The sequence below is a fragment of the Streptomyces sp. NPDC005533 genome, assembly GCF_042871845.1.
In the GTDB taxonomy this organism is placed as follows: Bacteria; Actinomycetota; Actinomycetes; order Streptomycetales; family Streptomycetaceae; genus Streptomyces.
In genome coordinates, this window is the sequence record NZ_JBIAJH010000007.1 from 40417 (window position 1) to 54036 (window position 13620).

Below are 13620 nucleotides of genomic sequence, written 5' to 3' on the forward strand. Positions count from 1 at the left end.
AGGGTCTGCTGGGCGCCGGCCTGGATGTCCTGCGGGGCGTCGGGCAGGGGGCTGACGGTGAGGGTGGTCCAGTTGGACCAGGGGGACCAGCTGTTGCTGTAGTGGGTGCCGTCGTAGGGCGAGGTGCGGAAACGGTACGTGCGGCCGTGCTGGAGCACGCCCGCCGGTACGACGACCGATGCCGGGGTGCCGGCGGGGACGAACGGCGAGACCAGGGTGTTGCCGACCTGGGTGTTGGTGGCGGCGTCGAAGATCTGGAAGGTGCCGTTGACCGTGTCGCCGTCCTTGTCCGCGAACGTGTCGCGCAGGGTCGGCGTCGTCGTGTCCACGCGCCAGGCGGGGGTCTTGTCCTGGACGAACGGAGGGCCGGCCTCCTGCTTGGTGCCGGTCTGCGGACGGTAGTTGTAGGTGACCGTCAGCTTCGGCGGGTTGGACGTGGCGTTCGCGGAGTTGACGCGCTTCCACTGCCCGACGACCGACTCCGACGTGGCGCGCAGGCCCATGCTGGACAGCGGCGCCTTCGCGGACGCCCACGTCTGGACGAGGGTGGTCACGTCGGCGTTGATCCAGCCGTCCGGCGCGGAGCCGCAGCCGGGGTTGCCGCGGGTCTCGGTGGACGTGGCGTACTTGGTGCCCATCGTCGGCTGGCTCGTCCACCGCGACGCGGTGCTCGGGGCGGTGGAGTCCCAGACCTCCCACGGCTGCGCGACGCAGTCGGTGTTCCCGGAGTGGAAGTTCCACAGGGACAGCTTGGCGTCGGAGACCAGCGCGTCCGCGATCGGCGCCGTGTTCCAGGTGATGAATGAACGGGCGGTACGGAAGGTGCCGTTCGCGTTCTTCGTACCGGGGTTGCCGAGGTCGAGCTCGGTGTCGTTCGACCAGTCGACGGTCTCGCCCTGCTGGACGTAGGTGTCGAAGACGTTGCCCAGCGAGGAGGTGGAGGGGTCCACGGTCACCGGGTACGTGGTGGCCGGGTCCGCCAGGAACTTCGCGTCGGGGGTGACGACCAGGTCGACGGTGCCCTTGCCCTGGACGACCGTCATCGCCACGGGCACCTTGCGGGTGTGCTCACCGGAGACCGGATCGACCGTGGAGTCCCACATCACCGGCGCGGGCATGACCGCGGTCTTCTTGCTCTTGCGGTCGGTGAACTGCACACTGCCGTCTGCCTGCTGTTCCACCTTCAGGCCTTTGGCCACCAGCGGCAGGGTGTACGAGTAGTTCCCGCCGGCCGGGCGCTGCTTCAGCTCGACGAACTGCTCGAAGCCGCTGCGGGTGGCCTCGATGACGACGTCACCGCCGGGGACGGCGTTGGTGTACTCGGCGCGCGCCCCGTCCAGCTTCGGGGACGGCAGGGCACCCTTCCACTTGAGGGTGATCTGCTGCTCGCCCTCGCCCAGGGTGACGAGGTCGGTGCTGGTGTAGTTGACCGAGGGTGCGGCCTGCGGCGCGGCCTTGGCCATCCGCGGGAGGCTGCCGGCGGCCAGCTTCAGGCCCTGCGGGTGGGCCTTGGACACCACGGACCCGTCCGGGGCGTGGCCCAGGGTCACGTCGACGGCGCGCCAGGCGCGTGCCTGCTGGTCGTAGAAGCGGATCGGCCCGGCGGCCACTTCGGTCGTGAGCGTGCCGTTCGGGTTCACCCACGTCGTGGACGTCTCGGAACGTTCCGAGACCGCCTCGACGCGGTGGCCCGCCGTCCGCGCGGCCGCCCGGGCGCGCGCGAGGTTGAGTTCTTCGGTCACGGCGCCGGACTTGGCCGCGGCGGCCGGAGCCGCAGCGGCGTCGGCCGGGTGCGAGCTCTGGAGCAGGGTCGCGGACACGATGAGTGCCGCTCCGCCCGCTATCCAGTGGGTGGTCCCCCAGGGCCCTCTTCCGCGGCGTCTTGCCGCGGAGAAGCGAGTAGCCATACGTCCTCGGTCTTTCTGCGAGTACCCGATGATCTAGGTACGAGAGGAGCAACGTAGCTCTCTGACCAGGCAGTTCCTTCCCGGAAACGGGCAACTGGGGCATAATCTCGCCACGGTGACTCATTTGTGATGTTCCTTGCCTCCGGACTCTGCTGCACGTCCTGGAGCCAGAACTCCGTCGGCCTCGCCCCTCAGGGGTGCCCGTGTCAGCGGGGGCAGTTCCTCGGCGGCGTGCGCGGGTGAGGCCCGGGGCCATAGCGCTCTGGGGGCTGCAGTACCCCCGGGCCGCCCCACCCCCGGCCGCCGAGCTTTCCGCCGGTTTCCCGTCATCGTCACCCTGTAGCTACGGGGTGACGCCACTTTTCCGGCTCACGGTTGCCGCGCTGACGTCGTGTACCAGTGAGCGCCCACGACGTCCTCGGTCGGCCGTGGAACGCGGACGCGGCAACCACCGGTGCGGCGCACTCGACCTGGACTTTCCGGGAGCGTGGACGCGGCGGAGGTAGGGGCCGACGCAGAGGCTCAGCGAATGTGGGGGGTGGGGTGCAGGGGGAGTGGGGCGGTGATGGTTTTGCCGCCGCGATGGAAGCGGATGAAGACGGTGGGGGCGAGGGTTTTGACCAGGCGCCACCCGAAGTGGCCGGGGAGGTTCGGTGATCGCGGCCGCAGCTGCGGCAGGCGGGGTGAGTGGTCGGACACCTCGACGATGATCACGCCGGACCGGCGGTAGATGTGGAACCCTGCGGGACCGCCTGCATGCCGGATCGCGTTGGAGACGAGCTCGCTCACCACCATCAGCACGTCGGTGACCAGGACCGGAGGGGCGCCCACCTCGGCCAGTACGCGTCGGGCCAGCTCCCGGGCCTGGCCGCAGCTCATCCGCGCCGGGCGGTCGGGCCTGCTCCCTCGGGGCCTCATACCGGTCACCTGCCCCGGCTACCCCACAAGATGCCGGCCCGCCGCACCCAGGATGCGGTTCGGCAGCCCTGCCCAGGGGCCTCACGGGTTTCTCCGCCTCGGCGAACCGCCGTCCCCAGTGCCACAACCGCTTGCGGAACTGCTACATCGCTGGATCAGCAGCCGGGACAACATGCACACAAGCAGCCGGAGGAGCACCCGCTCGACGCGCCCCCAACCGCCACAGCAGACCCCCAGCCGCTGAAAACCATCACCTTCACCCGGCTCTCGACCGGGCGCCTGGCGTCCGACTCGTCCACGGCCCTCCCTGACGACGTACGAACGCAAGTTCACCACTGGCTCTGGGGGCGGCGGCATATGTGATGGACTACGTGGTGGAACGCATGAGGGTTGCGGGCGCCCCAGGGGCAGCACGAGAGGTTGGGACTGCAATGGCCAGGACGGCTGATTCGTCACGCACGGCGGTGGGGGAAGTCGGGGAGCCGGAGCTGCGGCAGCTCCTGGCGGGCCTGACAGCGGTGCGCGACGGTGACTTCGGTACACGGCTGCCTGATGAGGCCGACGGTCTGCTCGGGGAGATCGCCACGGTCTTCAACGGGATGGTCGACCAGCTGTCGCTGTTCACCTCCGAGGTCACCCGCGTCGCCCGTGAGGTCGGCACCGAGGGAACGCTGGGTGGCCAGGCCGAGGTGCCGGGAGTGTCGGGTACCTGGGCGGATCTCACGGACTCCGTGAACGCGATGGCAGGCAACCTGACCACCCAGGTCCGCGACATCGCGCAAGTGGCGACGGCGGTGGCGCGCGGCGACCTCTCGCAGAAGATCGACGTGGCGGCCCGGGGCGAGATCCTGGAGCTGAAGGACACCGTCAATACGATGGTGGACCAGCTGTCCTCGTTCGCCGCCGAAGTCACGCGCGTGGCCCGCGAGGTGGGCAGCGAGGGGCGCCTCGGCGGGCAGGCCCAGGTGCCCGGAGTGGGCGGGGTGTGGCGTGACCTCACCGATTCGGTGAACTTCATGGCCGGAAACCTCACCGACCAGGTCCGCAACATCGCCCAGGTCACCACCGCGGTTGCCAAGGGAGACCTCTCCCAGAAGATCGCCGTCGACGCCCGCGGGGAAATCCTGGAGCTGAAGAACACCATCAACACGATGGTCGACCAGCTGTCCGCGTTCGCCGGAGAAGTCACCCGCATGGCCCGCGAGGTGGGCACGGAAGGCATCCTCGGCGGGCAGGCGGACGTCAAGGGCGTCTCGGGCACCTGGCGTGACCTCACCGACTCGGTGAACTTCATGGCCGGAAACCTGACCTCCCAGGTGCGCTCCATCGCCCAGGTGGCGACCGCCGTCGCCCAGGGCGACCTGTCGCAGAAGGTCCGCGTGGACGCCCGCGGGGAGATCCTGGAGCTGAAGACCACCATCAACACGATGGTCGACCAGCTGTCCGCGTTCGCCGACGAAGTCACCCGCGTGGCCCGCGAGGTCGGCACGGACGGGCGGCTCGGCGGGCAGGCGGACGTCAAGGGCGTCTCGGGTACCTGGCGTGACCTCACCGACTCGGTGAACTTCATGGCCGACAACCTGACCGCCCAGGTCCGTTCGATCGCCGAGGTCACCACGGCGGTGGCGCAGGGCGATCTGACGCAGAAGATCCGGGTGGACGCCCGCGGGGAGATCCTGGAGCTGAAGGAGACCATCAACACGATGGTCGACCAGCTGTCCGCCTTCGCCGACGAGGTGACACGGGTGGCCCGCGAGGTCGGCACCGAGGGCAACCTGGGCGGCCAGGCCACCGTCCGCGGGGTCTCCGGTACCTGGAAGGATCTCACCGACAACGTCAACGTCATGGCGTCCAACCTGACCGGGCAGGTCAGGTCGATCGCCCAGGTCGCCACCGCCGTCGCCCGCGGAGACCTCTCGCAGAAGATCACGGTCGAGGCGAAGGGCGAGGTCGCCGCGCTGGCCGGGGTGATCAACACGATGGTCGACACGCTGTCCGCGTTCGCCGACGAGGTGACGCGCGTGGCCCGCGAGGTCGGCACCGAGGGCCGGCTCGGCGGCCAGGCCCGGGTCCCCAACGTGGCGGGCACCTGGAAGGACCTCACCGACAACGTCAACTCCATGGCCAACAACCTCACCGGCCAGGTCCGCAACATCGCCCTCGTCACCACCGCCGTCGCCAACGGCGATCTGTCCAAGAAGATCGACGTGGACGCCCGCGGGGAGATCCTGGAGCTGAAGACGACCATCAACACGATGGTCGACCAGCTGTCGTCCTTCGCCGCGGAAGTCACCCGGGTGGCTCGCGAGGTCGGCAGCGAGGGCCGGCTCGGCGGCCAGGCCGAGGTCGAGGGCGTCTCCGGCACCTGGAAGCGCCTGACCGAGAACGTCAACGAGCTGGCCGGCAACCTGACCCGGCAGGTCCGGGCCATCGCCGAGGTCGCCAGCGCGGTCGCCGAGGGCGACCTGACCCGTTCGATCACCGTCGACGCCTCGGGCGAGGTCGCCGAACTCAAGGACAACATCAACTCCATGGTCGGCTCGCTGCGCGAGACCACCCGTGCCAACGAGGAGCAGGACTGGCTCAAATCCAACCTCGCCCAGATTTCCGGCCTGATGCAGGGCCACCGCGACCTCGCCGTAGTCGCCGAACTCGTCATGGACGAACTCACCCCCCTCGTCGACGCCAGCTACGGCGCCTTCTACCTCGGCGAGGAGATCGACGGACAGGCCGGGCTCACCCTCATCGGCTCCTTCGGACGGCCGACGGAAAGCCCCGCCGCCACGCGCGTCCGACACGGAGAGACCCTCGTGGGCCAGGCGGCCCGCAGCCGCCGCATCCTGACCACCAACAACGTGCCGCCCGGATACCTGATCTCCTCCGGGCTCGGACAAGCGGCGCCGGCCCATCTGATCGTTCTGCCCATCGTCGTCGAGGACCAGGTCCTGGGCGTCATTGAGCTCGCCTCCTTCGCTCCCTTCACCCCCGTGCACCGCGACTTCCTGGGCCGCCTGATGGAGACCATCGGGGTCAACGTCAACACGATCGTCGCCAACGCCCGGACCGACGAGCTCCTCGGCGAGTCCCAGCGGCTCACGGCAGAACTCCAGGCCCGCTCGGAGGAGCTCCAGGTCCAGCAGGAGGAACTCCAGCGCTCCAACGCGGAACTGGAGGAGAAGGCGGCCCTCCTCGCCAGCCAGAACAGCGACATCGAGGCCAAGAACCTGGAGATCGAACAGGCCCGGCAGGAACTGGAGGACCGTGCCCAGCAGCTGTCGCTGGCCTCCAAGTACAAGTCGGAGTTCCTGGCGAACATGAGCCACGAACTGCGCACCCCGCTCAACAGCCTCCTCATCCTCGCCCAGCTCCTCGCCCAGAACCCGACCCGCAACCTCTCCCCGAAGCAGGTCGAGTACGCGGGCATCATCCACTCCGCCGGCTCCGACCTGCTCCAGCTGATCAACGACATCCTCGACCTGTCGAAGGTCGAGGCGGGCAAGATGGACGTGAACCTCGAGCGCGTCTCCCTCAAGCAGCTCCTCACCTACCTCGAAGCCTCCTTCCGGCCGCTGACCAGTCAGAAGGGGCTTGAATTCGATATCACCACCGCCCCTGGCGTTCCGGTGGACCTCCTCACCGACGACGCCCGCCTCCAGCAGATCCTGCGCAACCTGCTCTCCAATGCGGTGAAGTTCACCGAGCACGGCCGGGTCCACGTCAAGATCGAGCCCGCGGGTTCGGCAGAGCTCCCCGACGAGCTGGCCCAGGCCGGGTCCGTGGTCGCCTTCCGCGTGATCGACAGCGGCATCGGGATTGCCGAGCAGCAGCTGGACGCCATCTTCGCCGCGTTCCAGCAGGCCGACGGCACCACCAGCCGCAAGTACGGCGGCACCGGCCTGGGCCTGTCCATCACCCGGGAGATCGCCCGCCTGTTGGGCGGCGCCGTCACCGCCCGCAGCGAGGTCGGCAAGGGCTCCACCTTCACTCTCTACCTCCCCGTCTCCGGACGAGAACTCACCGAAGCGGAAACGGCTGCCCTCGACAGTGCGGAGCCCACCGCTGCGGAGCTTGAGCATGCGGACGGCGCTGCGCAGGCGGCCCTCGAGGAGCAGCGTCATCCGCGACGCATTCTGGTCATCGAGCAGCGCAGCAACGGCCTGCTCAGCCTGGTCGCCGAGAGCGCGGCCGGGGACCTGACCGCGGGACGGGCGGTCACCGTGCCGACCGACCGTGCCGAGGTCGTGACCGCGGTCACCGCGGCGGACGCGGCAGCCGTACTGGCCCAAGCGCCCTTCCACTGCGTGGTCCTCGAACTCGGATCCGACGGGGAAGGACTGCGCTTCCTTCAGGCTCTCGCAGGGGACGGTGCGCTGGCCTCCCTGCCGGTCCTCGCCCACGACAACCGGCGTATGACCCGGGAGCATCAGGCAGAGGTGGCCGAGCGCGCCGCCGCTCTGCCGCTGGAAGTGCTCTCCAGCCTCGATGAGCTCCGCGAGCGCATCGCCCTGCACCTGTCGGCAGACCGCCCGGGCGACGTCCCCACCTTGGTGCACGCCGACAGCCACATCGCGGTCCCCGAACACGCCGTCGTCGACGCCAGCCTCGCCGGCCGGTCGGTCCTCGTCGTCGATGACGACCCGCGCAACCTCTACGCCATCAGTGGGATCCTGGAGTTGCACGGGATGCAGGTCCTGCACGCCGAGAACGGCCGCCGGGGCATCGAAACCCTCGTCGAGACCCCGGGAATCGACCTGGTCCTGATGGACGTGATGATGCCGGAACTGGACGGATACGCGGCAACCACCGAGATCAGGCGCATGCCCGAGTACACCGATCTCCCCATCATCTCGGTCACCGCGAAAGCCATGCCCGGCGACCGGGAGAAGAGCCTGGCCTCCGGCGCGAACGACTACGTCACCAAGCCCGTCGACGCCAACGACCTCATCACCCGCCTCCGACGGTGGCTGCCAGCCCAGAACACCTCGGGCACCACGCCCGCCTGACCACCCGGCCACCCCACGGAGGAATAGCGACTCACACGGTGAACACCACTTCTGACGAACCCGAAGCAACCCACGCTCACGCCAGTGGTCCTGCGGGGGGCAATGCCCTGGATCCACGAGCGGAAGCCGTGCACGGCGAACCCCTGCCGGCGCGGGGCGCCAGGCCGGAGACTTCCACGAGAGTGGAGGCCGGCCGCCTCGCGGCCACCGTGGAGCGGCTGCGCGAGGAGGCTCTGGAAGCCCAGTCCGCGGCCGACGGCCGTGCTCTGGTCGAGCTTGCCAAGGGCATTCTCGTCGGGCGCCTCGGCTGTGGGCCCGCCGAGGCGTCGAGGCAGCTCGCCAAACTCGCCGAGCAGTCCGGCACCACCCTGCTGGCACTCGCCGTCGACGTCATCAACCAGGCAGCCCGGGACAGCGTCAGCGAAGTCGCGCAGGAGTTCCTTGCCACCGCTGTCGCCGAGGAGGCTGCCGAAGCCGCGCCGGCCGTCCGCCTTCGGGCAGCGGAAAGCCGCGTTCTGGCTGCGGGGGACACGCCGGCCGTCGCAGCGGCGCTCCTCGACAACGCGCTCGCCCCCCTCGGTGCGCACGGCGTCGCGATCTGGATCGCGGGAGCCGACTCCTCGCTCACTCTGGCAGGTCAGGCAGGCTTCACGCCGGAGGACGCCGACCGCTGGCGCTACGTTCCACCCGAGGTCGCCACCTGCGCGCGGCTGGCTTTCACCCATCGCGAGCTCTCCGTCGTCCCCAGCCTGGCCCAGGCCAGTCTCCCCACCATCGGCAGGCGCCAGCACCCCGACGGCGGTCGCATCGTCATCCCCGCGGGTACCGGCGGCCGCATCCACGGCGTCCTGGAAATCGGCTGGCCCCAACCGCTGCCCCCTCAGCCCGTACAGATCATCCGCCAGCTCGAAGCGCTGGCGGAACTGTGCGCCCACACTCTCGAAGAACAGTCCCCGCACAGCACCCCGGACCTTTCAGACGCGGCGCATCACGCGGCCCTGGCGGAACTTGCCGACCTCGCCGGTCATCTCGACGACACGGTCCTCGTCCTCGCACCCGTTCTTGACGCCGACGGTCGGCTCGCCGACTTCCGCATTCACCACGTCAACAACAGCTTCATCGATCCGGCCGGCCGCCCCCGCTCCATGGTCACCGGCCGCCGCTTCCTCGAGATCTACCCAGCGGCAGCCGAGGCCGGGGGCGTCTTCGACAAACTGGAGAGGACGTACGCCACCGGCGAAGCCTGCCAGGCCCTGCGCACCACCCTGACCACCTTCGTCGGCGAGGTACCCCTCACCACGGTCGCCGACGTACGCATCAGCCGACACGGCTCCGCCCTCCTCCTCATCTGGAAGATCGAAGACGAGAAGGCGCGGCTCGCCAACCTGCTGCAGCACGCGCAGCGCCTCGGCCGGGTCGGCGGCTTCGAACAGAACATGCACACCGCGGAGATCAGCTGGAACGAGCAGCTCTTCGCCCTGTTCGGGCTGCCGATCACCGTCGCCCCCGTCCCCCTCGAGGACCTCGCCGCCCACGCCCACGCCCACGACGTCAACTCCATCGGCCGCTTCCTGCGCACTCTGCTGCACAGCCATCGCGAATCGTCCGTGGAGTTCCGCCTCCAACGCCCTGACGGCATCACCCGGCACGTCCGCATGGTCGCCGAGCCCGTCCTGGACGAAAAAGGCCGCCTCTACGCGGTACGCGGCGCCTGCCAGGACGTCTCCTCCCAGCACTGGACCGAGGTCGCCCTCGCCGCCACCCGGGACCAGCTCGCCGACACCGAAGCAGAATCCGCCGACCGCAGCCGCCTCGCCCTCCAACTGCAACATGCCATCATGCCCCCGGCCCCGGCGCCCCTCGAAGTACCCGGCATCCGGATCGCAGTGCGCTACCGACCGGCCGAATCCGAGTCCCTCGTCGGCGGTGACTGGTACGACTCCGTCGTCCTGCCCAGCGGCAAGATCCTCCTCAGCGTCGGCGACGTCGCCGGCCACGGCATCCAGGCCGCCACGGGCATGGTCGCGCTGCGCAACGCACTCCGCGGCCTCGCCGTCACCGGCGCCGGCCCCGCGCAGCTACTCGCCTGGCTCAACCGCGTCGCCTTCCACCTCACCAGCAACCTCACCGCGACCGCCGTCTGCGCCCTCTTCGACCCCCCGGCCCGAACCCTGCAGTGGGCGCGCGCCGGCCACCTGCCACCGGTCCTGGTCAGGAACGGGCAAGCGCAGTCGTTCCCCCTCACAGGCGGCCTGTTGCTCGGCGCCATGCCCGACGCGACGTTCACGGAGGAGGAGGTTCAGCTCGAAGCCGCCGACATCCTGCTCATGTACACCGACGGACTCGTCGAACGCAGGGACATCGCCGTCACCGACTCCCTCGCCCAGCTGCTCACCGTCGCTTCACGCTCCGCTGACACACTGGAGAAGCGACTGGACAGCGTGCTCACGTACAGCACCTCCGACACCGACGACGACACCTGCCTCATCGGAATCGAGGTCCGTTGAGGGAGGGATCGCCTCACCGCCATCGGCCTCCCCGTGGCCGACGCAACGGCCACCCGCCCGGCTCCCGCAGGGTCTGGGACACGGTGTTCGGTTGGGGCGTCCTGCTCCTGGTGATGCCGGATGCGGAGCAGGGGCTGGTTCCCGTGCACGCCGACGCGGTCGGGACCGTCACCTTGAACGTGGGAAGGACGATGTGGTGCGGGAAAGCGCCCTGATCGCGTCCATCGGCTGACCCACGCGCTGGGGTCTCTCGGTGGACGAGGGGGAGAAGGACCGGCTGCGGGATGTCGCGGCCGGCTGGCGGTACCGAAGTGAAGCCCTTCGCCCTGTAGGCCGGGCGTAGGCGCAGGGCCTGCACCACATTGAAGGCTACGGCCCCGCTCACGCTCCGGGCTGGGTGGCCGGGGCCCCGAGCTCACGGTGCTTACCGGTGACGGTGCGCTCGCGCGGGCCGTGCCGCACACGGCGGCCGACAGAGCGTCCGCGTCCGCCGTCGAGCGGCCGGGGACGGGCGTCCGGCGGCCCCGGCCCCGGCCCCGGCTACGAGCGAGGCGCGGGGGAGCGAGGCGCGGGGGAGCGGGGCGTGCCGAGCGGAACGACGGTGGGCGCCTCGGATTTCCGATCGTGGGGGCTTCGTATGGGGGCTCCCTACACACACCGAGCCGGCGGGGTTAGCCTGACCGCTGCGCTGTGGTGCCGGTTCGGCACCACAGCGGGGACGACGAGGGCCTGACGGGCGGCGCGAGGTGGACGGCACGGAGGAGCATCCGCGAGTGCCGCTTACCGGATGGAAGCGGGGGAAAGCGCACCATATGGAAGAGCGGACGCTGTCTTCCCGTGATCTCCTGGCTCCCGGTGGGGGCGGTCTCAGCTGCGCCGAGGCCCGGGAGATCGCTCGCGAAGTCCTGGCGGCTCTGGAGCCGGAGCCGGCCGCGGCGGACAACGTACTGACGGTGGTGAGCGAGTTGGTTTCCAATGCCAGCCGCCATGCCGGTGGCGCCTCCGGTTTCCGGATCAGCGCCCACGCCGGCACGGTCACGGTCGAGGTCTCGGACCGGTCGCCCTCCCCGCCGCGGCTGCAGCCGTGGGCGCCGGAGGTGCCCGGCGGTTTCGGTTGGAGGCTGGTCAACCAGCTCGCCAGGACCGACGTGCACGTCCACCAGGGCGGTAAGACCGTGACCGCCACCCTTACTACCGGGGCGTCGGGCACCCTGTGATGCGCGGCGGTCAGCCGGCGTGCGCGCTGCCGGTAACGGCGGCGGTGGGGGGTGTCGGGTGCGGTGTTCCTGCTGCCGGTACGGCTGAGGGTGCTGGGGGTGCCCAATCCGGCGGTGTCGCCGACGAACCTCCTCTACGACGCGGTCGTCGGCTCCGGGTGACGCGTCCTCGACGCCCTCGCCGAGCTCGACCCGAGCCCGAGTTCATGCAGCCGGCCACGGGCTGTTCGGCTGACCGCTGGCAACACAGCCGCCCTCCGGGCCGCCTCGCCCCCGTCCCATGGGGCCCCGGGGCACGGTCGCCGTGACCGGCGGTGGCCGGGCCGAGGCTGAGGGCACGAGCGCCGACGGTGGCTTCGGGCAGGGGCGGTCACACGGGTGGAAGCGGCGTGTGGGGTGGAGGTGGCGGTTCGGCGTGGAGGGTCATGCCGGGGGCGATGCGGCCGGTGGCTTCGACGACGGCCATGACGCCGGCCCGTCGGATCAGGGTGCCGTCCGGGTCCCGGTGGAGGACTTGTTTGAGGAGGCGGGGGTGCAGGCTGTTGATGCGGCGGCAGGGGTCGCGGAGTCCGGTGAGCCGGACCACGGCGTCGGCTCCGATACGCAGCAGGGTGCCCTGGGGAAGGGCTTCCAGAACGATCCCGCGGGTGGTGATGTTCTCGCCGAGTTGGCCGGGGACGACGGGGTATCCGGCTTGGTCGAGGGCGTCGAGGAGTTCGGCGGCCAGGAGGTGGACCTGGGACAGGTTCGGCGCGCTCGGATCCCGTCGCACCTTCCACGGGTTCTGCACCGTGGCTCCGGCGTGTGCGTCGGCCTCGACTCCGATTCCGGCGAGGAGGGTGATGGAGGGCCGGTTGTCCTTGTCGATCGTCTGGTGCGAGGGGCTGCTGCTGACGGCGATCACTCGCGGGAACTGGGCTGGGCGCGTCAACGTGGCTTCCTGAGGGTCGGTGTGGGGAGCCTGGCGGCGGGTGTCGCCGCCGGTGCGGCCGGCAGGCCGGGACAGGATGGGCCCCTTGCGGCTGCTCGCGTTGACGGTACTACGGGTACCTCTGCCTGCAGCTCCGTGTGCCGAGTGGAGTGATCCTCCCGGCTTCCCGGGTCAGATGCCGGTTTGGCATCGGCGACAGGCTACGCGCCCACCGACGTTCCGCGACGACGGCCGCCGCCGCCCGCAACCGTCCAGCGGCCGGCTGGCCCGCCTGTGGGGCGCGCGATGGCCTTGAGCCCGACAGGCCGTGTTTTCGGCGCTTGGCCATGCCCAGGACCGCCGACGTATCGTGGCGATGGTCGCATCACCCAGCTCAAGGCCGAGAGCGGCTTCGCCGATGTGCTGCCGGAGGACATGACCCGTGAACAGATGCGGGAGCTCGCGGCCCGTTACAACGGCGGCCCTTACTGCGAAGGCAGCGGAGCACAGGCGTACGGCCGTCTGTTCGACGGCAATCTGGGCGGCGCCGGGAGAGCGTTGCGGTGAACGAGACGAGTACCATGACCCGGCAGCACCCCAGAAGCGCCCCGCATCCGATAGGCGCTGCCGTGTGCGCCGTCGTCCTGACCGTGGGCAACCTGGCGACCGGATACCTCCTCCTGCTCGCCTATGCGGCGGAACCCGCCGGCTCCTGGGACAGCGAAAGCGGCGCCCACTCCAATTTCGCGGCCGGCCTGGCCCTGGCCTTCGCCGCCGTGATCACACTCCTCACCTGGGTGTTCGTGAAGGCCGAGTGGCTGCGCAGGTGGTGGTTCACCCTGCCTGCACTGCTGGCCTTCGCCGCGGTCCTGCGCCTGACCCTCCTCGTGCCTGAGCTCTGACGCCCGGACAAGTTGATCCTGGTCGTGTGCCGATGATCCAGGAGGCTGAGCAGAGGGGCGGTCGGCGCTGGATCACGGCGCCGGGAGGTCGCGTTCAGCGCGACGGCCAGGAGCATGCCGGGCAGGAGGCCGTCGGGCATGCGTGCGTGCCCGTGTTGATCCGTGCGCAGTGCGCATTGCAGGGCGAGCAGGCGGGCTTGCGGGCCGGTGGCCGGGGGGGAGGGCGGCAGCGAGGTGCGAGAGCAGGTCGCGGATC

General features: G+C 70.1%; 7 protein-coding genes and 2 pseudogenes. 6 read left to right on the forward strand and 3 right to left on the reverse strand.

Going from position 1 to position 13620, the window contains the following annotated elements; genetic code table 11:
- Window positions 1-47: 47 nt before the first annotated feature.
- Together ACFYP3_RS09160 and ACFYP3_RS09165 are read right to left on the reverse strand one after the other, a co-directional pair.
- Window positions 48-1820: pseudogene (locus ACFYP3_RS09160) on the reverse strand (DNRLRE domain-containing protein); the annotation flags it as partial.
- A gap of 609 nt (window positions 1821-2429) precedes the next feature.
- Window positions 2430-2825: an ATP-binding protein gene (locus ACFYP3_RS09165; protein WP_388829131.1), complete on the reverse strand. Its 396-nt coding sequence runs from the start codon at window positions 2823-2825 to the stop codon at window positions 2430-2432.
- 431 nt (window positions 2826-3256) lie between these two features.
- On the opposite strand from ACFYP3_RS09165, the gene ACFYP3_RS09170 reads away from it, so the two are divergent.
- The 4 genes and pseudogenes from ACFYP3_RS09170 to ACFYP3_RS09185 form a co-directional block, all read left to right on the forward strand.
- On the forward strand, window positions 3257-7828 hold the full coding sequence (locus ACFYP3_RS09170) for a HAMP domain-containing protein (RefSeq protein WP_388829134.1): 4572 nt from the start codon (window positions 3257-3259) through the stop codon (window positions 7826-7828).
- Between the two features lie 38 nt (window positions 7829-7866).
- Complete coding sequence (locus tag ACFYP3_RS09175; protein WP_388829137.1) at window positions 7867-10335, forward strand: SpoIIE family protein phosphatase; 2469 nt, start codon at window positions 7867-7869, stop codon at window positions 10333-10335.
- Window positions 10336-11147: 812 nt separating this feature from the next.
- Complete coding sequence (locus ACFYP3_RS09180; protein ID WP_388829140.1) at window positions 11148-11552, forward strand: ATP-binding protein; 405 nt, start codon at window positions 11148-11150, stop codon at window positions 11550-11552.
- Window positions 11553-11600: 48 nt separating this feature from the next.
- A pseudogene (locus ACFYP3_RS09185) lies at window positions 11601-11711 on the forward strand (sulfite exporter TauE/SafE family protein); the annotation flags it as partial.
- Between the two features lie 211 nt (window positions 11712-11922).
- Here the strand turns inward: ACFYP3_RS09185 and ACFYP3_RS09190 are convergent.
- The gene (locus ACFYP3_RS09190) at window positions 11923-12483 is read right to left on the reverse strand and encodes an MOSC domain-containing protein (RefSeq protein ID WP_388829143.1); all 561 of its coding nucleotides are present in this window, start codon (window positions 12481-12483) and stop codon (window positions 11923-11925) included.
- A 285-nt stretch (window positions 12484-12768) separates the two neighbouring features.
- Here ACFYP3_RS09190 and ACFYP3_RS09195 point away from each other — a divergent pair, with 285 nt between their 5' ends.
- Window positions 12769-13029: a hypothetical protein gene (locus tag ACFYP3_RS09195; RefSeq protein WP_388829146.1), complete on the forward strand. Its 261-nt coding sequence runs from the start codon at window positions 12769-12771 to the stop codon at window positions 13027-13029.
- Window positions 13026-13364, forward strand: a complete 339-nt coding sequence (locus tag ACFYP3_RS09200) for a hypothetical protein (RefSeq protein ID WP_388829149.1) — start codon at window positions 13026-13028, stop codon at window positions 13362-13364. The genes ACFYP3_RS09195 and ACFYP3_RS09200 overlap by 4 nt, the downstream gene beginning before the upstream one ends.
- Window positions 13365-13620: the final 256 nt, after the last annotated feature.